Genomic DNA, 25,791 nt, shown 5'->3' on the forward strand with positions numbered 1-25,791 from the left:
TTATGATTTAACTCGCTATTATCCAACAGACACCAAAAAAAATCAGCTCAATTTTTAGCGCGGCAGCACATCTGTCATCAAGCTTTGCATTTTCAAGGAACCGCTTTGTAGGCGTTGTTGGTAGATCAGCGCATAAGTCAGCACGCTAGTCACATACTTACGCGTTTCTTTATAAGGGATGGTTTCCACCCAACTATCCGCCGGCATAGGCTTAAGTGCGGGCAGCCATTTCGGGATACGGTTTGGCCCCGCATTATAAGCTGCAGTTGCCAAGGCTGCGTGTCCGTCAAACCGGTCAAGCAATTTTTTAAAATATCGGCTGCCTAAGCGGATGTTGGTGTCAGGGTTATACAAACTTTGCCCGCCCTGCCAGTTTTCGCTCAACTCGCGAGCCACCTGCTTGGCAGTATCCGGCATCAGCTGCATTAAACCTTTTGCGCCCACCGGCGACTCGGCCTGCGCGTCAAGCATGCTTTCTTGGCGCATCAAACCTAGCAACAGGGCAGGATTTAAATGATGTAACGCGCTGTTGTTTTGTGCCTGACCCTCATAAAGAACCGGAAAACGCACCGACAAATCATCCCAATAATCGGCTTTTACCAACGTCTTGATCGCCAACTGCGGCATTTGCCAACGTTGCGCCAGTTTGGCGGCAAGCATTAAACGTTCTTTGGGCAGCTTTTTGCAGGCGAACTGCCATTGGCGATTAAATTCGGCGGGGCGGTTTAGCGCGTTAAGCTCGCTTGCCGCCAAAAAATCCGCTTCATTAGCCAAAGCCTGCATTTGCATCTCATCCACCTGCACCGGGAAATCATCGAAACGATAAGGCTGGTTGCTGGCATCTGCCGCTAAAAAGCCGTAAAAGCTACGGTTTTCGGCGACCTTACGGAACAACGCCTGCGCTTGTTCAAGCTGCCCTGCCTCTGTGAAAGCGCGGGCTTGCCAATATTGCCAATGCGGATCATTTTGTTGTTCTGCCGTCAGCCCCGCTAAAGCCGCACTGACGTGTGGCCAATCTTGCTCCAACAAAGCCGCGCGCACCCGCCATTCACGTGCTTCGGCATCGGGGGCAGACAGAAGACTTAGGTGGTTATAGGCACGGCTATCGCGTTTGTGCGCTAAGGCCAACGCCAGCTGATTGTCTACCCGCTGTGCGGCGGCATCGTTGCTGGCAAATAAAGGCCGTTTGCCATCCCAAACCGACAAGGCCAAATCCAGATCGGTTTGCGCCAAGCGACTGATACCCTGCAATAAAATTTGCTGGCTGATGCGGTCGTCACCCGTTAGATAAGCATTGTCCACTATCAAGGCAGGCTTTTTGTGGATTTTCAGCCATGTCTCGGCGGTTTTTTGCTCACTGGCGGGCAACAATCGACGCACATATTCAGCCAGTGCAACGTTATCGTTTGCCAAAGCCAAGGTGAATCGCTGCCAAAGCAGATCGCTGGTCATCTGAGGCGATTTCGTCAATGCCGTCAACAAGGCGTCACAGGATTTAGGCTGCGACTCGCCGCTTAACCAAAAGCCTTTGGCGGCATCCAAAGCCAACGCGGGGTTGCCGGATTGGTATTGCGCCCAATAAAACAGACATTGCAACGACACGTCTTGGTTTTGCGGCAAGTAATGGCTGACAAGCTCCGACCAACGCTGCTGTTCCGCCAAATAAGCCAACCACTTGCCCCTCAGCAATTCGGCATAACGCGTATTGGCATAGTCGGACAAAAATGCTTGGATCTGCTCGGTTTCCGACAACTGCTGGCTCAGGCGCTGGTACTGCAAATACGGGTAGAGCGGATAATCTTTTAGGCTGATACCCAACAACCAAAAACGCACACCGCCGCCATCTGTCAATAACTGCTCGGCCTGCAAGAAGTCTTGGCGTTGCTGTGCCAAATCGCCAGCCATCGCTAAGCAAGGCAAAAACCATAAAAAACAGCCGACTAACGCTGGTTTAAAAAAGGGGCGGTTCATGTTGGCAATCTCAGCAATGTTTAAATTGCCGCCATGCTAACCCTATTCGGCGACCTTAACAAACCTGTATGCAGACCTCTTTATCGGCAGAGTTTAGCGGCCTGATATGACAACAAGCTACATCACCGGCATTTAAATTTAAGGATTTTCTTCTGCTTGCTAAGCCAATACGTTTGGCGGGCTGGCAGGAGTGGCGTTGTTTTTATTTGTTCAATCAGAAGGGAGTTGGAAAAGCGCCCGCGTTGCTGGGGAAGGTGTGCCTTTGAAGGCAAGGGCCGTCACTTCCAGATTGCTTTCGCCGCTGTAAACTTTTGAAAAACCAGCCGCTTGCAATGCCTTCAAAAGTGATTTTTGCGTAAATCCCGTCTTATGGGCATAGAAATCCTGACCGCTGAGTTCAATCTCAAGACTGTAACCATACACCACATCTGACACGCTAATTGGGCCGACAGGCGATTGGTAAAGCACATCGTCAATATCTAAATTTTGTTCAACCGCAGCCTTCATGACGGCTTTCATATCTGGCACACGAATGTGCGCAAAGCCATTATCTTTAAGCACATGTAAAAAACCGGCAAGCACTTTACGCACATCATGCCGGTAGTAGTGTTCAAGATTGTGGGAGCAATAGATGGTGTCAAACTGATTGGCTTCCAGCGAAGTGAGCGTGCGCGCATCACAAACAATATCAGGCGAGCCTTTCGGGTCTATATCGAGTAATAAGTGTTCAAACGCTTCATATTGGGGTGGGATAGCAATTTTTTTGCTACTGCCGCCTACATTTAAAACTTTTTGCATTTTATGTACCGGACGCTTTTGTTGTTTTAGGGACTGGGTTAGAAGGCGGCGGTTTGCAAATTAGAAACCGAGCTTCCTAAGAATAGCTTTTGGCGATTGAAATTATAACAATAATGCTATAATTCATGACCTATGACGTGGACAATCGAAACCCTAAATACATCCGTGGATGCAGAAATCGAGGCCTTGCCTGTTGATATGCGGGCGCGGTTAGTCCGTATTGCGGAGCTTATCGCAGTGGTCGGCCTTGACAATGTCCGCGAACCGCACATCAAACACATTGAAGGCCAGTTATGGGAGATGCGGATGAAAGGCAAGGACGGCATTTCAGGGGCACTATATGTGACAGCCAGAAAAAAACGCGTGGTGATTGTGCGGGTTTTTATCAAGAAAACCGAAAAAACGCCGCGCCGCGAGATTGAAATTGCTTTGACACGAGCTCGGGAGCTTCAAGATGACTAAAATAAATGAATTACACAGCAAATGGATGAAAGATGCCGCTTACTCAAGCGCTTATGAGGCTTTGGAAGAAGAGTTTTCATTGGCAAACGCTGTGATTGCCGCGCGGTCACGTGCTGGCCTGACCCAAGAAGCCCTTGCCGACCGGATGCAAACCAAGCAATCGGTTATCGCACGGCTGGAAAGTGGTCATGTCATGCCTACCACCAAAACACTGGAAAAAATCGCCAAGGCGACAGGTTCGCGGCTTAAAATCAGTTTTGAGCCTGATACTGCTGATCGTGTCCTTTAATTCAGTGACAGAAAACAGCATAAGCTAATCTTTAGGTAAGTAATAATCCTTTCTCTCTGATTTATCATCAAACCCTATCTTCAAAGCAGTTTTAGATTGTGTAAGTTGTTTTTGAATTTCATCTCCAACTGATAACTTTCTATTATTAATAATAATCTCAGGCTGTCCAGAGATAAGCCTGTTAAGTTCTTTAGATAGCAATACGGATGCTTTATTAATATTTTCATCCATTTCTTCTACTGCTATACCTTCAGCTTTTAACTTTGCTCTAAGTTCAAGTATAGATTCAATAGTTTCAACTTTTTGAGGTAAAGATACTAGCTGGCCTTGCTGGCTGTAGTTTGAATATATGTACGTTACACCTGATGTAATCAAGCTGGTTAATAGGGCGATAACTTTACTGTTGCCAAAAACCTTAGCTAACAAACTCCCCGATTCAATTTTTAGTATTTCTATTGGAAATTCTGATATTGATACTTTCGTTAAAATACACAGTTCCTTATAAATCTCTTCTATAGCTTGAAGTTTTGAAATAAATTCAGATAGGCTCATTGATGATGAAAGTACAATGGATAGCTCTCTTCCTGCTTCAAGACTCGGAATAGGGTATTCTGAATTGGACAGATAAAAACTAAGACCTTTTTTAAATCCATCTAAGAGTGGTGATATTGATTTCGACTCTTTAATCATTGTCCATGCGGATTCCGGAGAATAATTTTCTATAAACGATTCGTAACTATGAGATAGCGTTTCCAAGTTCGTTTCAATTTCCTCTAATTGTGATAATTCGCTAAAAATTAATTTAGCTTGACTGATTTCGTTTTTTATTTTTTCAATTGAAGCAAAAAAGCTGCGAGGTTTTACATTGTTGATTAGCTTTTTTGTTGTAGACAAGTTTGCTCTTAATTCTTCTACTATTACTGCTTTATTTCCACCGTTAATTGCAATATTGTTAATGCATCGATCTATTGGAGGAAATGCAGAATTTATTGAATCTAAGCTATCAAAGAAATATTGAGCGTCAATAAATGATTCGAGGATCCTTTTAACCTCTTCTCTTATTTGAAATGTAAGCATTTAATGTTTAGAACCTGTGCGTTTTAAAATTTAAGGGGGGTATGTACAAAGAGCCTAATGCATTATTTCAGTGTTTAACAAAAATTTAAAGCAAATTAGGTGCTTATAGTGTACGTTCCCAATTCTTTTGAAAAATGAATCCAAAAAAGTACACGATGCCCAAAAGAGCATAAATTTATATCTTACGGTTAACATTCATTGATTTACGCCGCATCCAATACGGTGAAGAACCTAAACTGTCTATCATTCATTTGGATAGCGTTGGTGCGGGTGTGATTGAATTAAGGAAAAACGGCAGTCCGGCGTTTCGTTGTGTTTATGTGGCAAAGTATGAGGATACGGTGGTTGTGCTACATGCTTTTGCCAAAACTACCAATGGCGTTGATCGGCAAGCCTTGAAAGTGGCGGAACAACGCTTAAAAGAATTGCTGGCGGAGCTTAAAAAGGCTCATTGAGCCGTTTTGGTTGTGATAAGTACCGTTGCCTTTTGTAAAGTCGGCATATCCCAACTCACCTGAAAACCCAGTTTGTCGAGCATATCAAACAAGGCATCAATAGTGAATTTTTCAATTTTGGCGTTCACCAAATCGGAAATGCGCGATTGTTTGACACCCAGATGTTCCGCTGCTTGTGCTTGCGTCCATTGTTTGCTTTCAATTAAACGGCTCAGCATAATGGATAAATCCATTTTCATCACCATTTTGCTGGCAGTTTCTTCATCATGTGTCACGTGAAAAGGGCTGTCGTAATACTTTAAGGCCATGATAAAAATGTCCGTTTAAGGTTTAAGTGGTGGGCTGGCATTATATATAATTTTAGATAATTGCGTTTGAGTTAGTTTGCGCTCGTTTCAAAAATGGAATCTGGAAACAAGCGAATCCCGCTTAGAAAATGGAGTCCAAAACATGTTTTGGACTCCGAACCCAAATACGCTAACCCTTAATACACAACACCTGCCGCAAGGTATGCACCACCTCAACCAAATCATGCTGATGCGCCATGACTTGGTCGATGTCTTTATAAGCCGCCGGAATTTCATCCACGACACCACTATCTTTACGACATTCCACGCCCTTGGTTTGCGCTTCGACATTGTCACTGTCGAATTGCTTTTTAGCGGCGGAGCGGCTCATGACGCGGCCTGCGCCGTGTGAGCAGGAGCAGAATGATTGCGGGTTGCCTTTGCCGCGCACAATGTAAGACTTCGCGCCCATGCTGCCGGGGATGATGCCCAATTCGCCTTCAGCTGCGCTGATCGCGCCTTTGCGGGTGATCCACACCGATGCGCCAAAATGGTTTTCGCGGCTGACATAATTGTGGTGGCAGTTGATGGCTTCTTTGGTGATGCCGAACTTGGGCAATTTCTTACGCAAGGCTTCGCAGACTAACTGCATCATTTCGCGGCGGTTGATGAGTGCGTAATCTTGCGCCCAGGCCACCGCTTCCAGATAATCGTCGTAATACGCCGCGCCTTCGCTGAAATAGGCCAAATCCTTATCCGGCAAGTTAATCAAATGCCGCCCCATGTCTTTCTTCGCCAAGGCAATGAAATATTCGCCCATGACGTTGCCAATGCCACGGCTGCCGGAATGCAGCATCACCCAAACATCGTCATTTTCATCCAAACACAGCTCGATGAAATGATTACCACCGCCCAAGGTGCCTAATTGCCGCACCCAGGTTTGGTAGGGCTTCTTTTGCATGGTGTTGATTTTAGGATGTTTGCCCAAGATGCTATGCAAGCCTACCGCCAAACCTGTGACGGTTGATGGTTTGGCGACATCTTTTTTGTGCTGGTTAAAGCCGACCGGAATCGCCGCTTCGATAAACAAACGCAAAGAGCGCAAGTTATCCGGCAAATCCTTGGCTTTGATCGACAAGCGCAAGGCATTCATGCCGCAACCAATATCCACGCCCACCGCCGCCGGAATAATCGCGCCCGCCGTCGGGATGACCGATCCGACCGTCGCGCCTTTACCTGCATGGACATCCGGCATGACCGCGATGTGGCTATGGATGAACGGCAATTCCGATAGTTTCAGGAGCTGTCGGTAGGCTTCCGGCTCGATAGTGTCGGTGTAGATTTTTACTGGCACTTTGCCTTTAGTAATAACGGTTTGAATCGGCATCAGATACCTCCTTCACTAATGACACCGACATAACGGAAGCTTAACGTCGGCGTGTGTTTACGATGTAGCGCGTGTGCCAAGGCCGAGCGCAACAAACCTTGCACACGGCCTAACGCCGCCAGCACGTCGGTTTCATCCGCCAAACTGTCGGCGGCATATTGGCCTACGGTGACGCAAATACACGCGCCATCATTTTCTGGCTCGACTGACAACACCAGCAAATCGCGCAACATCGGATGTTGGGTTTCGCCTGTTAGTACCAGCGCGACAATCCGCGCCGCTTCTTTACATAATTGCAGGTTTTTGCGCGGTGTTTGTTTTCGCGCTTGATGGCGTTTGGCATAGCGCGGGTCTACGCCATCCTCTGCGCCAAATTCGGCACACAAATGCGCCGCTTGTTTCGTCCAAAGACGTTGCTTATTCATACGAACTCCCACTGACCAAAAACGCAGGGCAAAACAAAGCCCTACCGTGTCCGGTCGTGTTAAAAAATTTAGGTTATTTTTTGTGGAAGCCCCGATCCGTAAGAATCGGCAGAATTACCGAGGGGTAACAGATGCGAGGCTGGAAATCATTACACTATCTAACATGGCAGCCTCCTAAATGCGGGTAAAGGTTGGAAAGCGCGGCAATCTACAGAGAATTTTCTGTTTTGTCAAAACAATCAACGTATTCGGTTTTTTCAATAGCGTCTTTTACTGACAGCAGGGCGGATATTGCCTTAGTAAAAAAAACCGCCGTTTGACTAATCGCACCCAGCAGGGTTTATTGTCGGTTTTGCCGCTACTTTTCCCCACGCTATGACCATCACCAGCAAACAACTGATCGCCCTCACCTTGCCGATTGCCTTATCAGCAATGCTGGATAACGCTTACCGCGTCATTGACCAACATGCCGTGCAATGGCTGGGTGTGGAGGCGCAAGCGGCGATTGCTTCTTGCACGTTTATCCTGATTGCCTATTACGCGGCTTATTCGATTGTCTCTGCCGGAACGCTGGCCTTGTTGGCGCGGGCGATTGGTGCGGACAAACCTGCCGAGCAAAAACAATTGGTCGGCAATGCTTTAATGATGGCGCTGTTGCTGGGCGGCTTGGTGCTGAGCTTTAGCGCGGCGTATTCGCCTGCACTATCAAAACTGCTGGGCTTGTCCGACCAAGTTGCCGGACAAGCGGCGGAATATTTGCGCTGGCACGCCTTGTATTGCTTGCCGCAAGCCATTATGCCGACACTTAACGCGGTGTTTATCGCCTATGGGCAGACGCGTACGGTATTGCTGCTGCAAATTGTGGCGACGGTGCTTAATATTGTCCTAAACCCGGTGTGCATTTATCAGCTCGGTTACGGCATTGGCGGTTCGGCAATGGCGACGGGGTTGAGCCAGGCGGTGGCGATGTTGATTGGTTTGCTGACGTTAAGGAAGCGCACGCCGTTTAGGCTTAAGGATTTGGCCTTCAACAAAACCGTGCTGGGCATCGCCAAAATTGGCCTGCCAATGTGCTGGGGAACGTTGATGTTTGCTTTGGTTTACGCCGCCATGCTGCATTGGGTGATTTCGCCTTTAGGTGCAGCGGTCAATGCGGCTTTGGGCATTGGCTTTTCAGCTTTAGAAGGTTTTACTTGGCCTGTTTTTTGGGGATTCTCAATGGGGATCGCCAGCATTGTCGGGCGAAGCTTGGGCGCAGGCCAAATCGACCATGCCAAACAGGCCATCAAACTGGGCTTTAAAATGTTGACGCTGGTCGGGTTGTTGGTTTCAGCGACGTTTTATTTTGCTGCCGAGCCATTATGTGGTTTTTTTACCAACGACCCGCAAGTGCTGGAAGAAGCCGTGCGCTATGCGCAAATATTGGCCTTCTCGCAATTGCTGATGGCTTACGAAACCTTGGCTGAAGGCGTACTAAGTGGGGCGGGCAAAACCAAGTCGATTTTTTATTGGTCCGCACCGTTAAACATTTTGCGGATTCCGTTTAGTTGGCTGTTCGCTGTCCATTTTGGCTATGGCGCGGCGGCGGTGTGGTGGGTGGTGAATGTCTCAACCTTGCTAAAAGCGGCGGGCAAGTGGTGGTCGGTCAGGTCTGGAAAATGGCAGCGTTGATAAGGCTGATGTGCTGGCAAGTAGCCCCTGCAACAATCTTGACGCGTGTTACAGGGGCTTTGCTCACTGCCATTAAGTTAAGCCTATCAATGGGATAGGCTGTATGGGGCAGGGTTTTTCCGTTCGTCCTGAGCTTGTCGATGGATGAACGGAAAAATCCGTGAACAAAGACTTAATGGCAGCGAGGGACTTTGCTGGTTTAAAGGCCTTTGCCTTCCATTGCGGTACGCACTTCAGGTTCATTGGCATCATCGCTTTTAACAATGAGCTTGCCTGTGAAGGTGGCGGCGGATGTGGGCGTAAAGCTGACTTTGATTAACTTGCTTTGGTTGGCGGGAATGGCAAAGGCAACAGGGCTGGTTTCCACTTTAAAAACAGCCGAATCGGAACTGACGCTGCTGATGTTAAGGGTTTTGTCACCCAAATTTTTGAGGGTGATGTTTTTGGAAACGGTCGTGTTGACGGGCGTACCGCCGGTAAAGAAGTAAGTCGTTGGTGCGTAAACGTCGCTTAAACCCAATTTAAAAGCGCTGAGCGCGCCGGTTTTATCGGCAACATACAGCGTGCTTTCTGCCAAGGTCAGGTTTCCGCCTACGGCATACGACCAAACACTTTGGTGGGTGCTTAAGTCGATGCAGTAGGTGTGGCTGTCAGAGCTGACAAACAAATGTGTTTTAGTGGCAATAATGTTGCTGGTTAACGGGTCAGAGGCCGGTGCTTGCCAAGTCCAAATCGGTGCGCCGGTGTTTTTGTTGACCGCAACCACCGTGCTTGAGGCAATGGCATAAAGCCTGTTGTTGGCAAACGTGGGTTGCCCGAAGTAATTGGCATCGTTTTGCCATTGGATGGCCTTGGTGCTGGTATTGAATTTAATGAGCCGGCCATCGTGGATGGCGTAGACGTCATTCGCACCACCCAGCACAGGCGCCAAATTCATGCTCCATCCATCCCAGACAAAATCAGGATCGGCTATGTTGAAAACCGCCGCGCCGGTTGTCCTGTCCACCACGTAAAGGCCCGGCGAGTAACTGCCGACATACGCATAAACCCACTGCCCGTCAACGGCGGGTGTCCATTGGTCGTATTGGTTTAATGCGGCAAACCAAGTTTTTTTACCGCCTTTGCCATTGAACGCATACATACCGCCGTAGTAGCCGCCATTGGCGTAAACCGTACCTTTGTAAATCGTGGGCGCATAATAGCGTTCCCACTGGGCTTCGTGTGGAGTTTGAAAAATTAAATTGCCGTTGCGGGCATCATAAGCGGACAAAAAAGTGCCTAGCGTATGGTTGCCGGTTTGCAGATAAACTTTGCCGTCTGCAAAGCTGGGAGGATTGACGGAGTTAATGTCTGAGAACAGCTTGCTCCACAACACGCTGCTGTCTTTGGACAAAACATAAAGGTTTTGGTCGCCGAAATAACCTTTTTCGGAAACGAAGATGCGGCCTTCGGCAGCGGTGACCGGATTTAACGGCAGCGTACCCAGTGTTTTTTTCCATTTAAATGCAATATCGCTGGCATTCAAACTGACCGGCGAATAGCCCGTGTGTGACGGATTGGCCTGATACATAGGCCATTGGTCGCTTGCCAACGCCATGCCGCTGCTTAATAACGTTGAGAGTAAAACCAGATTCTTAATGGTGTTTGCCTGTTTCATTTTCGCCTCAGTTAAGTAGTGGTTGGCTTTGCAATGAAAAGGCCAACTTATTGTTTAAGTGAATGCCATACCCGTTCGAGGTTAACACGGATTTGGCAAAAAAAATATGACAGGCACAAAAAAGCCCGCATCCAATCGCTCATGGATGCGGGCTTTCTAAACCACTAATCAAGCAAATGGATTTTCCAAAATAATGGTTTCTTCGCGATCCGGGCCGGTCGATAAGATGGTGACTTTTACGCCGACCAGCTCTTCAATGCGTTTGATATAGGCTTTGGCGTTTTCCGGCAAATCATCAAAATTTGTCAAACCTGCTGTCGTGCCTGCCCAGCCTGGCATTTCTTCGATGATGGCGTGGCATTCTTCGTATTGGTCGGCACCCAGCGGTGCGGTTTGGGTGATTTCGCCGTTTAAGCGGTAGGCGTTGCAGATACCGATGGTTTCCATGCCGTCGAGCACGTCCAACTTGGTCAGGCAAATGCCGCTTAAGCTGTTGAGCTTGGCAGATTTGCGCATGGCAACCGCATCAAACCAACCGGTGCGGCGTTTGCGGCCTGTGGTTGCGCCGTATTCAAAACCTTTGGCGCACAAGTATTCGCCATTGGCATCGTGCAATTCGGTTGGGAATGGGCCGTTGCCGACGCGGGTGGAATAGGCTTTGGTGATACCCAACACGTAGTCGATGTCCAAGGGGCCTACGCCCGTGCCAGTGGCGGCACCGCCTGCGGTGGTGCTGGATGACGTGACGTACGGAAAAGTACCGTGGTCCAAATCCAGCAATGCGCCTTGTGCGCCTTCAAACAACAGGTTGTTGCCTTGCTCCAAGTGTTGGTAGAGGTGTTCGCTGACATCGGTCAACATCGGCTTGATTTGCTCACCCAAACGTAAGGCTTCGTCCAAAATGCTTTGATAATCGACGGCTTCGGCGTGGTAGTAATTGACCAGCATGAAGTTGTGGTAATCAACCAAGTCTTTCAATTTTTCCGCAAAGGCGGTGGGGTTGCGCAAATCGCCTGCACGCAAGCCACGGCGTCCTGCTTTGTCTTCGTAGGCCGGGCCAATGCCGCGTCCGGTGGTACCGATGGCTTTGCTGCCACGGGCTTTTTCACGGGCTTGGTCGATAGCAACATGAATAGGCAAAATCAATGCACATGCTTCGCTGATGAGCAAACGGCTGCGGACGGGGATGCCCGCGGCTTCGAGGAATTCAATTTCTTCGATCAGCGCCACAGGCGACAGCACTACACCGTTGCCAATCATGCATTGCACGTTTTCGCGCAAAATGCCTGATGGTATCAGGTGCAAGACAGTTTTTTTGCCGCCGATCACCAGTGTGTGCCCAGCGTTGTGACCACCCTGAAAGCGGACAACCGCTTGCGCCTGTTCGGTCAAAATATCGACCAGCTTGCCTTTACCTTCGTCACCCCATTGAGTGCCGATGACGACTACATTCTTTCCCATAATGATTCCAGTTATAAAGGTTTGATAACCCAATTTTGATGATCGTTTGCTAGCACGGCTGTGCAGCCCAATTCGTTTGCGCCACCGGTTTGGCCGGGCAGTTGCTGTACCACGGCTTGGCCTTGGGCGCGCAAAGCGCGGATGGCTTCTTCCAAAGCATTGAAGTTGACGTCGCTTGTCTCCAGGCAAGGCGCAAAGATCAGTGCTTTTGGCTCGCCCGTTTGTTGTTGGCGGTTCAACATTGACAGCACTTTCAAGTCGGCGCTAAAGCCCGTGGCAGGGCGCGCACGTCCGAACACTTCGCCAATATTATCGTAGCGTCCGCCACGGGCGATTTCACGGCCTATGCCCGGCACAAAAGCGGCGAAAACAATGCCGGTGTGGTAATGGTAGCCACGCAGTTCTGCCAAATCGCAGCTGATGGGCAAATTGGGGTAACGGCGCGTCAGTTGTTCGGCAATGGCGCTAAGGTCGGCTAAGGCTTGCTGCACTTCGGCATTGGCGTTTGACAATGCCGCTTTGGCTTTCGCCAAGGTTTCCAGGCCACCGTTCAATTCCGGCAATTTCAGCAGCATGGCTTTAACCGTTTCGTCGATGGCAAAGCTAGCCATCAGCTCCGCCAATTCGGGGCGGGCTTTGCGTTGCAACACGTCAAACAATTGGCTTTCTTGGTTTTTGTCCAAACCGGCTTGTTTGCACAAGGCGCGGTAAATGCCGACGTGGCCCAAGTCCAAATGCACATTCAGCAGACCGGTGATGGCAAGCATTTCCAGCATCAGGCGGATCACTTCGACATCACTTTCTTGTCCGGCATGACCGTACAGCTCCGCACCGATTTGCATGGGGCTGCGGGTTTTTTCCAAGGCATCGCCACGGGTGTGCAGAATGGTACCGACGTAACACAAACGGTTGGGGCTATCGGCTTTTAAGTTGTGCGCGTCGATGCGGGCGACTTGGGGGGTCATATCGGCACGCACGCCCAGCAGTTTGCCGCTGATTTGGTCGGTCAACGTAAAGGTTTGCAGTGCCAGATCGTGGCCTGAGCCTGTTAGCAAAGAGTCTAAATAATCGATAAACGGCGGGATAACCAGCGCGTAACCCCAGCAAGCAAACAGGTCTAATAGCCGGCTGCGCAGGCTTTCAAGCTGTTGGCTGGCTTCTGGCAACAGCTCTTCAATGCCGTCCGGTAATAGCCAAGGGTTTTTTTGTTGCATGTTTTGACAGTCCACTCAAACAAAACGCCCCAGAAGGAGCGTTTTGTGTTGTTATAAAACGGTAAATAATACCTTATTTCACTTGCCCTGTTTCTTAAAATATTGAAAAAAATCAGAGTCGGGATCAAGCACCAAGGTATTGCCGTTGGAGAATGTCTTTTTATAGGCGTTTAAGCTTCGGTAAAAATTAAAGAATTCAGCATCTTGACCGTAAGCTTGGGCATAAATTTCTGCCGATCTGGCATCGCCTTCACCGCGTAGCTTTTCCGCTTCGCGGAAGGCATTGGCTAAAGTAATGGTGCGTTGGCGGTCGGCATCGGCGCGGATACGTTCAGCCGCTTCAGCACCTTGCGAGCGGAATTCGCGCGCCACCCGCTCACGTTCCGCTTCCATTCGGCGGAACACCGAGCTGCTGACTTCTTCGGGCAAGTCAATGCGCATGACTTGCACGTCGATGATCTCCAAACCCAGTTCCGCCGCCGAAGCTTTGGTGTTTTTCACCAAAATTTCACGGATGGTGCTGCGGTCGCTGGACACCAATTGCTTGATGTTGCGCTTGCTGAACTCGCCACGGAAAGCGTCTTTAATGATTTGATCCAGTCGCATGTTGGCTTGGTCGGCAGAGCCTGAAACCACGGTGTAGTACTTGTTGACATCACCGATACGCCATTTGACGAACGAATCGACCACGACGTTTTTCTTTTCTGCGGTCAAAAACCGCTCAGGTCTGGACGACATGGTTTGGATGCGGGCATCAAACACTTTGACGTTGTTGATGATAGGCAACTTAAATTGCAGGCCAGGCTCATAGTCGGATTTGACAATTTCACCGAAGCGGAATTTGATGGCTTTTTCGGTCTGATGAACCGTAAAAATGGACATGTTGCCGATTAAGAACACGGCCAATAAGGCTGCCCCTAAAATGGATTTATTTTGCATCATTGACGCCCCCTCGCATCACGACCACGGTTTGATGAATGGTCTACATGGTCTTCGGCTATGAATCGTTGCGCTTGGCTTTGTGGTTGTGATGCCGCCTGTTGTTGCACGTCAGCTTGGCTGGATGTCGGGGCGGTTGCCGAAGCGGTACTGGTGTTATGGGGAAGCATTTTGTCAATGGGTAAGTAAAGCAAATTGTTGCCGCCTTTCACATCGACCATGATGGTGTTGGACTCGGATAAAACCGCTTCCATCGCTTCCAAATATAAACGTTTGCGGGTCACTTCCGGTGCTTTGCTGTACTCGGTCAGCAATTTGCTGAAGCGGCTGGTTTCACCTTCGGCTTGGGCAATCACTTGCTCTTTGTAGCCTTCGGCTTCTTGGATTTTTCTAGCCGCCGCGCCGCGTGCTTTCGGCACCACGTCGTTCGAATAGGCTTCCGCTTCGTTAATCAAGCGTTGCTGGTCTTCGCGGGCTTTAATGGCATCGGCAAAGGCATTTTGCACTTGTTCGGGCGGTTGCGCATCTTGTAGGTTGACGCTGGTGATGTGGATGCCGGACTGGTAATTGTCCATCACGTCTTGGATTTCTTTTTTGATTTCGGCAACGATCTCGCCACGGCCTTCCGTCAAGACATAATCCATCGTGTTGCCGCCAATAACGCCGCGTTGCGCGCTTTCGGTGACTTGTTTTAACGTAGCAGAAGGATTGACGATGTTGAACAGGTATTGTTTGGCGTCTTTGATTTGGTATTGCACTGCCAAGCGGATGTCCACATAGTTTTCGTCTTTGGTGAGCATCAGCGCTTCGTTAAGCACCGAGCCTGCCACCAATTCGCCGCCGGTACGGTAGCCGACTTCAATGGTACGGTTTTGTTTGACATTGACGACTTCCACACTTTCGATGGGTGCGGGAAGATGCCAATGCAAACCTGATTGGGTGGTGTTGACGTATTCGCCAAAGCGGGTTTCTACGCCATTATTGCCTTCATCGACAATATAAAAGCCCGTGCAGCCCCATAAAAATACAGCGCCTGCAACGATATAGCCAATGCCGGCAATGGGGTTGCCAAATGAGGAGTGATCTTCCCCGTCACCACCTGAACCGTTGCCGCCGCCGAAAATTTTGCCTAACTTTTCTTGCAATGATTTGATGGCTTCATCAAGGTCAGGCGGGCCGTTTTGGTCTCCGCGACCGCTCCAAGGGTCTTTCTTATCGCCGCCAGGCTCGTTCCACGACATAGTTGTTCTCCGTATTGGATGAATTAAGTTTTTATTATTTTCCCAAGAGGGATGACAGGACGTTGGGTTTGAAAGGCTTCCGTGTCAATAAGTTGTTCTGGCTATTCTATCGTAATTAAGTGGCATCTTGGTTTTTTGCGGGGGCTTAGCCCAAAATTAAACGGGCTTGTGAAAAAGCTTGCCGTTATTAGGGCAGGTCTTCGCAATGGACATTTTTGAGCAATCCTAAATGCTTGACATCTATCTCAATATCCAGCTGGCAGCCGCCTTGGTCATCAATATGCTCGTCAATTATTTTTGTGCAAGAAAATAATTTGCCGCGAATATCGCCTTGGCTAGCGGTCAAATGGCAGCGTTTGCGGACTTTATTGTTGGTGAACACTTCCGCCAAAGCCTGCAACAGCAGCTCCAAACCCGCACCGGTGGCGGCAGAAAGCCATACCCGTATGGGATTGCCCTGATCGTCGCGGTCGATGTGCGGCTTAATGTTGTCGAGCAGGTCAATCTTGTTGAACACTTCGATTTGCCGGATTTTGTCGGCATTGATGTCGGTCAATACTTTATTGACTTGCACCATAATGTCGTCGCGGTCATCGCTGTGGGCATCAATGACGTGCAGCAGCAAATCGGCATCGCTGGCTTCTTGCAAGGTGGATTTGAACGCGGCGACCAGTTCATGCGGCAAATGGCGGATAAAACCGACCGTATCCGCCAGCACCACGTCATTGTTATTACTTAAGCGGCAGTTGCGTAGCGTAGGGTCCAGTGTGGCGAACAGCTGGTCCGCGGCGTAAATATCCGCGCCAGTCAGTTGGTTGAAAAGGGTGGATTTGCCGGCGTTGGTATAACCCACCAACGACACCGTGGGAATGTCGGCTTTTTTGCGTTTATGGCGGCTTTGGTGGCGCTGTTTGTCGACCTTGTCGAGCTTTTGCTGAATTTGCTTGATACGCAAAGCCAGCAAACGGCGGTCAGTTTCCAATTGCGTTTCACCGGGGCCGCGCAGGCCGATACCGCCTTTTTGCCGCTCCAAATGCGTCCAGCCGCGTACCAAGCGGGTCGACAAATGTTTTAGCTGCGCCAATTCGACTTGCAACTTGCCTTCAAAGGATTGCGCGCGCTGCGCAAAAATGTCCAAAATCAGGCCGTTCCTATCGACCACGCGCACGCCCAGATAAGTCTCCAGATTGCGTTCTTGGCTAGGTGTTAAGGAATGGTTGAACAGCACGACATCCGCCATTTGGCTGACCACGGCGGCTTTTAATTCGTCCAATTTGCCGGTACCGACAAAATATTTCGAATCGGGTGCTTTGCGGCTGCCAGTAATGACTTGCACAGGATCAGTGCCGGCAGATTTTGCCAGCTCCTTAAGTTCGAGCAAATCTTCTTGGTCATGGTGGAAGCTCAGGTGAACCAGCACGGCGCGTTCACCCGAAGAACCTGGACGGTCAAACAATGAGAGGCTCCATGCGGAACAAAATAGGACAGGAAATGATTGGCAAAGCGACTAGGGGAAATGTGTATTGCAAATGATGGCAATCGGCCTGGGTCATGGCTTATTCTTCAGTGCTGGGCAAGTCTTCATCACGCGACATTTTTACCGCTTTACTGGGTACAATGGTGGAGATGGCGTGTTTATAGACCATCTGGCTGACAGTATTTTTCAGCATAATGACGTATTGGTCGAAAGAATCGACTTTGCCTTGCAATTTGATGCCATTGACGAGGAAGATGGACACAGGCGTGTGTTCTTTTCTGAGTGAGTTTAGAAAATTGTCCTGCAAGTTTTGACCTTTTGACATCCTATTTCTCCTTAATATTATTTTTTGTTAATTGTTGCTTAAGATAACTGCAATTACAAGCCAATACAAATGATTATCTACGAAAAGATGACAGCCTCGCCGATTCATGGCTTAATTTTTTACCCGTTACTGCTTGCTTGTATTTTAAAAGACGTTTTTAATCGCACAATCAATTGGCGAAAATCATCTTCCGTTAACGCGTCGTAAAAGACCAGCAATGTTTTATGATTATAACGCTTATTTTTCAATCCTTTTAAATGCAGAAAAACCGCATAAGGGCTAATGGTGCTGCTGGCTGATACGCTGACCGCCTCGCCGCCCAGCGTCCATCCGCCTGCATGGCTGTGTTGTAGCGTAACGGCGGTATTTTTAGCTTGCTGCAAAGCATGGATTGCGTGGATAGCGATGCCAATCATCATAACTGCTTTAAGGCTTATCGCCAGCGCCGTCAGCGAACAGGCCGCCATCGCCAACGAGTGCGCGCCCAATGTGATGGCGTGAAGCCACTTTGAAGGCTTTAAGTTTATCCATAAATCGGGTTCTTGTTGCCGCGCCAACCTTGCCTCCTAATTGCCGGATTCAAGCAGCATAATACCTTTTCATTTGAAACAAGTTCAAAAAATACCGTGTTTACAAAAAGCATTGTGAATATAGCCGATGTTTGGGGCTTGTAAATACACCATTGTTATATTCCTAAGTAATGATCGACTCTTTGGAATATAGAAAAATCCGCCATTAATCCAATAACGGTAAGGAATCCTTCCCATCACTGATTTCCAAAACCGCCACATCGCGCAGTTTTCTTTCCATGGCTTTGGTGCGGGTGTCCTTTAGCTTTTCCAAAGAACCGGACGCGGTGGTCAATTGTTTATGCACCAAGGCCAATTGTTCCGAATAGGTGGCAAATTCGGTTTTCACTTCCGCCAATACTTTCCAGACTTCGCTGCTGCGTTTTTGCACCGCCAGCGTCCTGAAGCCCATATGCAAGCTGTTCAACAACGCCGATAACGTGGTCGGGCCGGTGATGGTGATGCGGTATTTGCGCTGCAGCAGCTCAAACATTTGCGGATGGCGCAACACCTCGGCAAACAGGCTTTCGATAGGCAAGAACATGATGGCGAAATCGGTGGTATGCGGCGGGTCAATGTATTTGCTGCTGATGTCTTTGGCGAAGCTTTCCACTGCTTTCAGCAACAGTTTTTGGGCTTGGTCAATTTTCACCCCATCGGCCTCTTCATAAGCCTGCAACAAGCTTTGGTAACTTTCCAGCGGAAACTTGGAATCCATTGGCAACCAAACCGTCTTTTCATCGGCTTTACCAGGCAGTTTGACGGCAAACTCCACATTGGCTTGGCTGCCCGGCTTGGTGGCGACGTTGACTGCGTATTGCTCCGGCGTGAGGATTTGCTCAAGGATATTGCCCAATTGATATTCGCCCAAAATGCCGCGCGTTTTGACGTTGGACAACACTTTTTTCAGATCACCCACACCAATGGCCAAAGTCTGCATTTCGCCCAAACCTTTATGGACTTGCTCCAAACGGTCGCTGACTTGTTTGAATGATTCGCCCAAACGTTTTTCCAACGTGCTTTGCAATTTTTCGTCCACGGTTTTGCGCATTTCGTTCAATTGCTGGGTATTGTCATCGCGGATGGCTTTCAATTGCTTTTCGATACTGTCGCGGATGTCAGCAATGCTGGTTTTGGTCAAGGCATTGGCATCGGCTTGCTGTTTGTTTAACTCGGCAAATTTTGCGCTTAATTGTTCATTGAGCGCCTTGATGTTGTCGGCAAACTGCAATTCGAATGATTTTAACGAGTCGTTCAGCTCTTGGCGGTTGGCTTTGGCATCGGCTTTGATAAGCTCGGCGAAGCTGTCAAGCTTGGCGAGATTTTTGTCGCGGAACTCGTCCTGCTTGGCATTCAAAGCCTCGCTGGTGGTTTGGAAAGACGCGCCCACCGCCTGTTTAAAATCATTGGCGTTATTGATGAGCTTTTCCGACAAACTGGCGAGCGCGGTTTTAAACAAATCCAATTGTTGGTTTTGCTGGCTGCTGTTTTCGCCAATGCGATTGAGTAAAGTGTCTTGCTGGTTTTTGAACAGCTCCAGCGTTTCACGGCGATTTTCTGCCGCCATTTCCCGCCACTCACGCCGTGAGTCGGCAAAACCTTGTTTTAAGGTTTCCTCGTTGTGCTGCAAGCGTTGCAAAAGTGTGTTGAGAGTATCGCCCGCTGCATTGGCAGCCAACGGTTTGAGCTGTTTGATAACCACAAACAGCAGCACAACGACCAGCAAAAGCAGCGCGCAGGCAACAGCGAGGGCAAGGGTGAACAAGTCGGGCATTGGGAATTCCTTATCGGCGTCCGTTTGAAAGGTCAATGGGATGGGCAGTCTTGCAAAGCTATATTTTTATTTTAATGGCTTTGACTGCATTCCTATTACCTTAAACCAATTCTTCATGCTTGGCATGGCTTTCGCCGATCAATAGATAAACCGCTGGCACAACAAACAAGGTAAAAAGCGTGCCAATGGCAATGCCGGTGGCAATCACCAAGCCCATGTTAAAGCGCGACACCGCACCGGCACCGCTCGCCATCAGCAAGGGCAATACGCCCAACACCATGGCGGCGGTGGTCATCAAAATGGGGCGCAAGCGGATGCTGGCGGCGGCTTCGATGGCGGCGCGTTTGCTTAAGCCTTCTTTTTGTTTGTTGTTGGCAAATTCCACAATCAAAATGCCGTGCTTGCTAATTAAGCCCATCAGCGTCACCAAACCCACTTCCGTGTAAATGTTCAGTGTGGCACCACCAATGCCGAGGGCGATAAACACCAAAGCGCCCGCTATCGACATGGGTACGGAAACCAAAATGATTAACGGATCGCGGAAGCTTTCAAATTGCGCCGCCAACGCCAAAAAGATGATGATGAGCGCGAACAAAAAGGTGAAGACAAAACTGCTGGATTCTTTCACCAATTGCCGCGATTGCCCGCCGTAATCGACCGAATAATTGGGCGGTAACACCTGTTTGCCGACGTCTTTCAGTGTATTGAGCGCATCGCCTAAAGTCACGCCAGGAAACGGCACGCCGGAGATGACGGCGGCATTGATTTGCTGGAAGTGGTTTAACGATTGCGGCACGGTATGGGTGCTGATGCTGGCGATGGTGGACAGTGGCACGGTAGTGCCGGTTGCCGTACGGATGTGGATTTGCTGGAGCTGCTCAGGGTTGAGCCGGAAGCGTTGCTGCAGCTGCGGGATAACTTTGTACGAACGCCCGTCCATGCTGAAATAATTGACATAACCGCCGCCCAACAACGATGACAAGGACGCGCCGACATCTTGCATGGTCAAACCCAACAAGGCGGCTTTATCGCGGTCGATATTCACCCGCGCTTGCGGTTGGTCGTATTTAAGATCACTGTCCAAAAACATGAACATGCCGGTTTTTTGCGCGGCCTGCATAAACTGTTGGCTCATGCCGTGCAGTTTTTCGAACGAGTCGGTCGAGCCAATCACAAATTGCACCGGCAAGCCGCTGCTGCCTGGCAGTGGTGGTTCCAAAAAGCTTGCCACCCTCAGGCCGGCAATCCGGTTCATTTCCGCTTGAATAACCGGCAACATTTGAAGGGCGGTTTGTGTGCGTTCATGCCAAGGTTTCAACACCGTTCCGGCAACGGATTGTCCGGGCAGGTCGAGTTGGAAAATATTGTCATTTTCCGGGTGGCTGGCAAAGTTTTTGTAGACTTCATTGCCGTAAATCAGCCGTTGCGCCAACGTTGCATCGGGTGCGGCGGTCGCCAAGCTGAGGATAACGCCTTGGTCTTCTTGCGGAGCCAATTCGCGATTGGCAACACCGTAAAGGAAATAGATGCTGGCTAAAATAATGGCGGCAAATACGCTGGTCACGGGCAAATAATTAAGCGATTGCTGCAGTTTTCTGGCGTAGGCGTGTTGCAACGCTAACATGCGCCGGTCAATCAAATCGACCAAGCGCTCTTCCCAGCCGCTGCGGTCTGTCATATGGGTTTTGAGCAGGCGCGAACACATCATCGGCGACAAGGTCAGCGCGACAATGGCGGAAACCGTGACCGCGCCGACCACGGTAAAGGCAAATTCGGAAAACAACGCGCCCGTCAAACCTTCCTGAAAACCCACCGGCACATACACGGCAATCAACACCAACGTCATGGCGATAATCGGACCGGTCAGTTCTTTTGCCGCCAGCAAAGCTGCCGGTATCGGCTGCATGCCGTCTTCGATATGGCGGTTGACGTTTTCCACAACAATAATCGCATCATCCACCACCAGCCCGATAGCCAGCACTAAGGCCAACAAGGTCAACAAATTGATAGAGAAACCCAGCATCAGCATGATGGCAAACGTGCCAATCAGCGATAACGGAATGGCGATCACCGGAATCAGCACCGAACGCGGCGACCCCAAAAACGCAAACACCACTAAAGTGACGATCAATAAGGCTTCGACCAAGGTGTGGATGACTTCGTGTATGGAGCTGTCGACAAATTTGGTGGCGTCATAAACGATTTTGCTGGTAATGCCTTGCGGCAATTGTGTTTGGATGCCAGGAAAGACCTCACGCACGCGCCCCATCACTTCCAATAGATTGGCTCCTGGCGCAATTTGCAAGCCGATATAAACCGCTTTGTTGCCATCAAAAGCCACGCTGGATTCGTAATCATCCGCCCCTAAAGTGACTTTCGCCACGTCTTTCAGGCGGATAATCGCGCCGTTTTGCTGTTTGATAATCAGGTTTTCAAACTCTTCCAAGGAATGCAGGCTGGTCGATGCCGTCAGGTTGACCTGCACGGTTTGGCCTTTGGTTGTACCCAAGCCTGCGATGTAATCATTTTTCGCTAAAGCGGCGCTGACATCGGACGCGGTGAGCGCGTAGCCCGCCAACTTATCGGTATCCAGCCATGCGCGCAGGGAAAAGTATTTGCTGCCCAATAATTCAGCGGTCTGGATGCCTTCCACAGACTGCAAACGCGGCTGCACCGAGCGCACCAGATAGTCGGTGACGCTATTGATCGGCAAAACATCACTGGAAAAACCAATGTACATGGCATCAATGGTTTCGCCGATTTTTACCGTGAGGACAGGGCGTTGCGATTCCGGCGGCAGTTGGTTCAGCACCGAATTGACCTTGGTGCTGATTTCGGTCAGCGCTTTGTTGGGGTCAAAATTCAGGCGCAGATTGGCGGTGATGGTGCTGACGCTGTTTTGGCTGGTCGAGGTGATGTAATCAATGCCGTTGGCTTGGGAAATGATGTTTTCCAAAGGCGTGGTGATAAAGCCCGCCACCACCTCAGGATCGGCACCGTAATAGGTAGTGGTGACGGTAACAATGGCATTTTCGGTGCGCGGGTATTGCAGCACCGGCAAACCCATCAACGAGCGCAGCCCCAATACCAGTAACATCAGGCTGACAACCGTAGACAAAACGGGGCGGCGGATAAAAATATCGGTCAGGTTCATGGTGATTGTGATGGCTTTAGGTTGACGGCATGTATCTGAGATTAAACGGCAGATTCAATGGGTTTAATGGTCAACAGGTTGCGGGTTGGGTTGAAAGCTGGGCGGCAGGCTGTTGTTGACCAGCACGGGCGAGCCGTTGTGCAGCTTGATCTGCCCAGAGGTGACCACGGCATCGCCAGCAGCCACGCCGTTCAGCACGGCAATTTGGTCGCCACGGCTGGCACCGGTGGTGACAAAGCTTTGCTTGGCAATCAACTTGGCATTGCCTTTGTCGTCCTTGCCGTTCTCGCTGACGATATAAACGGTTGAGCCATAGGGGCTGAAGCTGATCGCCGTGCGTGGCAAAGTGATGAGGGATTGCGCCGCGCCAGTGCTGATGGTGACGGTTGCGTACATGCCCGGCAGCAGTTTGTGGTCAGGATTTTTTAGCGTGGCGCGGAGTTGTACGTTGCGGGTGTCGGCATCCACTTTCGGGCTGATAACGCTGATCGTGCCAGTAAAGTCTTGGTCTGGATAAGCGTCGGACTTAACGGTAACGGCTTGCTGCGTTGCCAACAAAGGCAAGGCCTGTTGCGGCAAGAAAAAGTCGATATACAAGCTATCTAAAGCTTGCAAGGTGCTGATCGGCTTACCCGCTTCCAAATATTGCCCGACATCGACATTCCGTAAACCCAATTGTCCGGTAAACGGCGCACGAACCAGCTTTTTGTCCAGCAAGGCTTGCTGTGCGGCAATGTTGGCGAGGGCAATGTCCAGATTGGCTTTGTCGCTGTCCAGCGTTTGTTGGCTGATGGCTTTGGCGTTCCATTGCGCTTGGCTGCGCTGGTAAGTGATCTGCGCCAGTTTTGCCGTGGCGGTCAGGGCGGACAAACGCGCCTGTTCGTCGTCGGCTCGCAATTGCAACAAAGGCTGGCCCGCTTGCACGGGTTGGCCTTGTTGAAAATAAATCTGGCTGATTTGCCCAGACACTTCGGCACTGATTTCCACGCCTTGTACAGCACGCAGGCTACCAACCGCACTTTGTTTGGGTTGCCAATCTTGGTGGCTGGCGACCAGCGTTGATACCGTTTGCGACGGTTCGCCACCGGCGGTCATGAACTGTTTGGTCATGCGCGCCTTAAAGTTGATGAAACCAAAAATGCCGCCCAGCACCAAGCCGACCAGCACCAGCATAATGAGCATTCGCTTTATCATTTGTGGTTTTCCTGTGAGGGAGAAGGGATTGCCAATAACTTGCCGTTATCCAAACAGGCATGCAAAAAACAGTGGATGTCTTGGCTGAAGGTGGTTTTTGCTTTAGGTTTTTGCCGTTCGCGTTCGGCAATTAAAGTTTTGCTGAGTTCGGGGCGATTCCACCAACCACCGCCCAAGGCTTGGAACAACGCGACCGTATCAGCAAGGCGCGCCGCTTGGGCTTTGCTGTCGCCGATTTGCGCTTGCTGCCAAGTGCGTTCGGCATCCAACACTTGCAGATAGCTGACCGCGCCTGCCGCATATTGGGCTTGCAGCAACGCCAAACTGGCGGCGGCGGTTTGCACGGCGTCGCTTTGTGCATCCGCTTCGGCGGCATCGTAGTGCAAGGCGTTGAGGCTGTCGGCAACATGATGGAAAGCTTTCAGAACCGTGCCTTTGTATTGGGCGGCAACCTGTTCGTAAGCTGCAATGGCGGCGGTACGGTTGTGGGTAAATTCGCCGCCACGAAAAATGGGTTGCAAGGCTTTGCCGCCCACATTCCAAATATAACTGCCAGGAATGAACAAATCGGCGACTTCCGTGGCAATGCTGCCCGCACTGGCGGTCAGGGTAAAATCAGGGAAGATGCTGGCGGTCACGACACCAATTTGGGCATTGGCTGCGTGCAAGACACTGGCTTGCGCGCGGATGTCGGGGCGGTGTTCAACCCATTTGGCGGGCAGGCTAAGCGGCAATTGTGCGGGCAGATGCAAATCGCTAAGTTTAAAAGTACCGGCATTGGCGTTTGGCAAATCGCCCACCAACAAATTCAACAGGTGGCGGGTTTGTGCCAATTGCTGTTGCAACGGCGGCAATTGCGTACGCGTTTGCGCCAACGCCGCCTGTTGCGCCAATAAGGCCGAGGGGGCGGCGCTGCCTAAGCGGATTTGTTGTTGGATCACCTCAAGCTGGCGGCTTTGCGTATCAATCATCGCTTGCGTGGCATCAATCTGCGCGCGCAGCGAAGCTTCTTGGATGGCGGTGGTGGCAATATTGCCCGCCAGCGTCAAAAACGCCGCTTCCAGTTGGAATTGTTGGTATTCGGCTTGGGCATCCAATTGCTCAATTTGCCGCTGAACCGCGCCGAACACATCCAGCGTGTAAGACACTTGAACCGACGCGTTGTACAAAGTGAATAAGGAACCGCCAAAGCTAGGATTACCAAATTGCGCCCCTGAAGTTTTTTGCCGGTTGCCGGTAAAACCGGCATCGACAGACGGAAACAACGCGCCTTTTTTGGCAATCGCCAGCTCACGGGCTTGGCTTAAAGCGGCTTGTGCGGCTTGCAAATCGGGGCTATGTTTTAAACCTTTTTCGATCAGGGCGTTTAATTGCGGTGATTGGAACAGCGCCCACCACAATCCTGGAATGTCTTTGCCCGGTATTAACGATTGGCTTACGCCGCTTTTGCTGACCGCATCACCCGCCACTGGTGTGATGTCTTTGCTTTGCAAGGCGGGTGCGGCGGGCTGGGAGAAATCAGGCCCCAGCGTACAACCGACCAGCAAACTGGTAGCCAAAGCGATACGGCAGGAAAAGGTGATGGCACGTAAAGTCATAACAAGGTCTATTCGCTGTTGGTAGGACAGAAGCGGATTGAGGCAAGGTGAAGCTGCCAGTTGAAGCCAAAGCTGCCTTGCATGTTAGCACCAACAAAGCGGCAGGGCAAAGCCAGCCAATATCAATTAATTTGTTTTACAAGAAGATGCGCCCAATCAAACACAGACGGGGTTCTTTACGAAAAGTGCCGAAGCCACTGACGTGGTGGAATGCTATTAAGATTTTTCTATTCGCCTTGAGATAAATTGCTTTTGATTATTGGATGGCAAATGGAAATATCCTTAAATTAATCCGTTCGTACCCAAAAGGCATAAAGGACGGGCTTGTCGAACCATGAACGGATTAATTTAACAATCGATAGGCGA

General features: G+C 49.9%; 22 protein-coding genes. 4 read left to right on the forward strand and 18 right to left on the reverse strand.

What is annotated here, in order from left to right; genetic code table 11:
* Positions 1-54 precede the first annotated feature (54 nt).
* The gene (locus ACYQ1O_RS02800; RefSeq protein WP_459990112.1) at positions 55-1,971 is read right to left on the reverse strand and encodes a transglycosylase SLT domain-containing protein; all 1,917 of its coding nucleotides are present in this window, start codon (positions 1,969-1,971) and stop codon (positions 55-57) included.
* 210 nt (positions 1,972-2,181) lie between these two features.
* Positions 2,182-2,769, reverse strand: coding sequence for a class I SAM-dependent methyltransferase (locus ACYQ1O_RS02805; protein WP_459990113.1), 588 nt, complete (start codon positions 2,767-2,769; stop codon positions 2,182-2,184).
* 132 nt (positions 2,770-2,901) lie between these two features.
* On the opposite strand from ACYQ1O_RS02805, the gene ACYQ1O_RS02810 reads away from it, so the two are divergent.
* Positions 2,902-3,231 (forward strand): type II toxin-antitoxin system RelE/ParE family toxin, encoded by a 330-nt coding sequence (locus tag ACYQ1O_RS02810; RefSeq protein WP_459990114.1) that lies wholly within the window; start codon positions 2,902-2,904, stop codon positions 3,229-3,231.
* Positions 3,224-3,520 (forward strand): helix-turn-helix domain-containing protein, encoded by a 297-nt coding sequence (locus ACYQ1O_RS02815; protein ID WP_459990115.1) that lies wholly within the window; start codon positions 3,224-3,226, stop codon positions 3,518-3,520. The genes ACYQ1O_RS02810 and ACYQ1O_RS02815 overlap by 8 nt, the downstream gene beginning before the upstream one ends.
* Before the next feature lie 24 nt (positions 3,521-3,544).
* On the opposite strand, the gene ACYQ1O_RS02820 is transcribed toward ACYQ1O_RS02815, so the two are convergent.
* On the reverse strand, positions 3,545-4,597 hold the full coding sequence (locus tag ACYQ1O_RS02820; protein ID WP_459990116.1) for a hypothetical protein: 1,053 nt from the start codon (positions 4,595-4,597) through the stop codon (positions 3,545-3,547).
* A 212-nt stretch (positions 4,598-4,809) separates the two neighbouring features.
* Between ACYQ1O_RS02820 and ACYQ1O_RS02825 the strand changes: the two genes are divergently transcribed.
* The gene (locus tag ACYQ1O_RS02825) at positions 4,810-5,052 is read left to right on the forward strand and encodes a type II toxin-antitoxin system RelE/ParE family toxin (protein ID WP_459990626.1); all 243 of its coding nucleotides are present in this window, start codon (positions 4,810-4,812) and stop codon (positions 5,050-5,052) included.
* On the opposite strand, the gene ACYQ1O_RS02830 is transcribed toward ACYQ1O_RS02825, so the two are convergent.
* From ACYQ1O_RS02830 to ACYQ1O_RS02840, 3 genes are all read right to left on the reverse strand, one after another.
* Positions 5,046-5,360 (reverse strand): helix-turn-helix domain-containing protein, encoded by a 315-nt coding sequence (locus tag ACYQ1O_RS02830; protein WP_459990117.1) that lies wholly within the window; start codon positions 5,358-5,360, stop codon positions 5,046-5,048. The two genes, ACYQ1O_RS02825 and ACYQ1O_RS02830, sit on opposite strands and share 7 nt — an antisense overlap.
* 169 nt (positions 5,361-5,529) lie before the next feature.
* The gene (locus ACYQ1O_RS02835; protein ID WP_459990118.1) at positions 5,530-6,726 is read right to left on the reverse strand and encodes an RtcB family protein; all 1,197 of its coding nucleotides are present in this window, start codon (positions 6,724-6,726) and stop codon (positions 5,530-5,532) included.
* Complete coding sequence (locus ACYQ1O_RS02840) at positions 6,726-7,151, reverse strand: ribosome-binding factor A (protein WP_459990119.1); 426 nt, start codon at positions 7,149-7,151, stop codon at positions 6,726-6,728. Before ACYQ1O_RS02840 ends, ACYQ1O_RS02835 begins: the two co-directional genes overlap by 1 nt.
* Before the next feature lie 375 nt (positions 7,152-7,526).
* On the opposite strand from ACYQ1O_RS02840, the gene ACYQ1O_RS02845 reads away from it, so the two are divergent.
* The gene (locus tag ACYQ1O_RS02845; protein ID WP_459990120.1) at positions 7,527-8,822 is read left to right on the forward strand and encodes an MATE family efflux transporter; all 1,296 of its coding nucleotides are present in this window, start codon (positions 7,527-7,529) and stop codon (positions 8,820-8,822) included.
* A gap of 199 nt (positions 8,823-9,021) precedes the next feature.
* Here ACYQ1O_RS02845 and ACYQ1O_RS02850 read toward each other — a convergent pair whose 3' ends face one another.
* The 12 genes from ACYQ1O_RS02850 to ACYQ1O_RS02905 form a co-directional block, all read right to left on the reverse strand.
* Positions 9,022-10,479, reverse strand: coding sequence for an outer membrane protein assembly factor BamB family protein (locus tag ACYQ1O_RS02850; protein WP_459990121.1), 1,458 nt, complete (start codon positions 10,477-10,479; stop codon positions 9,022-9,024).
* A 168-nt stretch (positions 10,480-10,647) separates the two neighbouring features.
* Positions 10,648-11,940, reverse strand: coding sequence for an adenylosuccinate synthase (locus ACYQ1O_RS02855; RefSeq protein ID WP_459990122.1), 1,293 nt, complete (start codon positions 11,938-11,940; stop codon positions 10,648-10,650).
* An 11-nt stretch (positions 11,941-11,951) separates the two neighbouring features.
* Positions 11,952-13,154, reverse strand: a complete 1,203-nt coding sequence (locus ACYQ1O_RS02860) for an ATP phosphoribosyltransferase regulatory subunit (RefSeq protein ID WP_459990123.1) — start codon at positions 13,152-13,154, stop codon at positions 11,952-11,954.
* 78 nt (positions 13,155-13,232) lie between these two features.
* Positions 13,233-14,096, reverse strand: a complete 864-nt coding sequence (hflC, locus tag ACYQ1O_RS02865; protein WP_459990124.1) for a protease modulator HflC — start codon at positions 14,094-14,096, stop codon at positions 13,233-13,235.
* A complete protein-coding gene (gene hflK / locus ACYQ1O_RS02870) occupies positions 14,093-15,334 on the reverse strand; it encodes an FtsH protease activity modulator HflK (RefSeq protein WP_459990125.1) in 1,242 nt (413 codons plus the stop codon). The genes hflC and hflK overlap by 4 nt, the downstream gene beginning before the upstream one ends.
* 187 nt (positions 15,335-15,521) lie before the next feature.
* Positions 15,522-16,790 carry a ribosome rescue GTPase HflX gene (gene hflX, locus ACYQ1O_RS02875; RefSeq protein ID WP_459990126.1) on the reverse strand — a complete coding sequence of 423 codons (1,269 nt, stop codon included), beginning with the start codon at positions 16,788-16,790 and terminating at the stop codon, positions 15,522-15,524.
* Between the two features lie 100 nt (positions 16,791-16,890).
* Positions 16,891-17,136, reverse strand: a complete 246-nt coding sequence (hfq, locus tag ACYQ1O_RS02880; RefSeq protein WP_459990127.1) for an RNA chaperone Hfq — start codon at positions 17,134-17,136, stop codon at positions 16,891-16,893.
* A gap of 119 nt (positions 17,137-17,255) precedes the next feature.
* The gene (locus tag ACYQ1O_RS02885) at positions 17,256-17,693 is read right to left on the reverse strand and encodes a protein YgfX (RefSeq protein ID WP_459990128.1); all 438 of its coding nucleotides are present in this window, start codon (positions 17,691-17,693) and stop codon (positions 17,256-17,258) included.
* A gap of 178 nt (positions 17,694-17,871) precedes the next feature.
* The gene (locus tag ACYQ1O_RS02890; RefSeq protein WP_459990129.1) at positions 17,872-19,479 is read right to left on the reverse strand and encodes a DNA recombination protein RmuC; all 1,608 of its coding nucleotides are present in this window, start codon (positions 19,477-19,479) and stop codon (positions 17,872-17,874) included.
* Between the two features lie 100 nt (positions 19,480-19,579).
* Positions 19,580-22,633, reverse strand: a complete 3,054-nt coding sequence (locus ACYQ1O_RS02895) for an efflux RND transporter permease subunit (RefSeq protein ID WP_459990130.1) — start codon at positions 22,631-22,633, stop codon at positions 19,580-19,582.
* A gap of 63 nt (positions 22,634-22,696) precedes the next feature.
* Complete coding sequence (locus ACYQ1O_RS02900; RefSeq protein ID WP_459990131.1) at positions 22,697-23,827, reverse strand: efflux RND transporter periplasmic adaptor subunit; 1,131 nt, start codon at positions 23,825-23,827, stop codon at positions 22,697-22,699.
* The gene (locus ACYQ1O_RS02905; RefSeq protein WP_459990132.1) at positions 23,824-25,425 is read right to left on the reverse strand and encodes an efflux transporter outer membrane subunit; all 1,602 of its coding nucleotides are present in this window, start codon (positions 25,423-25,425) and stop codon (positions 23,824-23,826) included. The genes ACYQ1O_RS02900 and ACYQ1O_RS02905 overlap by 4 nt, the downstream gene beginning before the upstream one ends.
* Between the last annotated feature and the right edge of the window lie 366 nt (positions 25,426-25,791).

This window comes from Methylosoma difficile (assembly GCF_054657615.1).

Bases quoted from the DNA above. Each gene is read 5' to 3' on its own strand.
- ACYQ1O_RS02820 (WP_459990116.1), bottom strand. From the start codon at position 4,597: ATGCTTACATTTCAAATAAGAGAAGAGGTTAAAAGGATCCTCGAATCA.
- ACYQ1O_RS02835 (WP_459990118.1), bottom strand. From the start codon at position 6,726: ATGCCGATTCAAACCGTTATTACTAAAGGCAAAGTGCCAGTAAAAATC.
- ACYQ1O_RS02860 (WP_459990123.1), bottom strand. From the start codon at position 13,154: ATGCAACAAAAAAACCCTTGGCTATTACCGGACGGCATTGAAGAGCTG.
- ACYQ1O_RS02845 (WP_459990120.1), top strand. From the start codon at position 7,527: ATGACCATCACCAGCAAACAACTGATCGCCCTCACCTTGCCGATTGCC.
- hflC (WP_459990124.1), bottom strand. From the start codon at position 14,096: ATGATGCAAAATAAATCCATTTTAGGGGCAGCCTTATTGGCCGTGTTC.
- ACYQ1O_RS02905 (WP_459990132.1), bottom strand. From the start codon at position 25,425: ATGACTTTACGTGCCATCACCTTTTCCTGCCGTATCGCTTTGGCTACC.
- ACYQ1O_RS02800 (WP_459990112.1), bottom strand. From the start codon at position 1,971: ATGAACCGCCCCTTTTTTAAACCAGCGTTAGTCGGCTGTTTTTTATGG.
- ACYQ1O_RS02900 (WP_459990131.1), bottom strand. From the start codon at position 23,827: ATGATAAAGCGAATGCTCATTATGCTGGTGCTGGTCGGCTTGGTGCTG.
- hflK (WP_459990125.1), bottom strand. From the start codon at position 15,334: ATGTCGTGGAACGAGCCTGGCGGCGATAAGAAAGACCCTTGGAGCGGT.
- ACYQ1O_RS02805 (WP_459990113.1), bottom strand. From the start codon at position 2,769: ATGCAAAAAGTTTTAAATGTAGGCGGCAGTAGCAAAAAAATTGCTATC.
- ACYQ1O_RS02840 (WP_459990119.1), bottom strand. From the start codon at position 7,151: ATGAATAAGCAACGTCTTTGGACGAAACAAGCGGCGCATTTGTGTGCC.
- hfq (WP_459990127.1), bottom strand. From the start codon at position 17,136: ATGTCAAAAGGTCAAAACTTGCAGGACAATTTTCTAAACTCACTCAGA.
- ACYQ1O_RS02815 (WP_459990115.1), top strand. From the start codon at position 3,224: ATGACTAAAATAAATGAATTACACAGCAAATGGATGAAAGATGCCGCT.
- ACYQ1O_RS02890 (WP_459990129.1), bottom strand. From the start codon at position 19,479: ATGCCCGACTTGTTCACCCTTGCCCTCGCTGTTGCCTGCGCGCTGCTT.
- ACYQ1O_RS02830 (WP_459990117.1), bottom strand. From the start codon at position 5,360: ATGGCCTTAAAGTATTACGACAGCCCTTTTCACGTGACACATGATGAA.
- ACYQ1O_RS02850 (WP_459990121.1), bottom strand. From the start codon at position 10,479: ATGAAACAGGCAAACACCATTAAGAATCTGGTTTTACTCTCAACGTTA.
- ACYQ1O_RS02855 (WP_459990122.1), bottom strand. From the start codon at position 11,940: ATGGGAAAGAATGTAGTCGTCATCGGCACTCAATGGGGTGACGAAGGT.
- ACYQ1O_RS02810 (WP_459990114.1), top strand. From the start codon at position 2,902: ATGACGTGGACAATCGAAACCCTAAATACATCCGTGGATGCAGAAATC.
- ACYQ1O_RS02895 (WP_459990130.1), bottom strand. From the start codon at position 22,633: ATGAACCTGACCGATATTTTTATCCGCCGCCCCGTTTTGTCTACGGTT.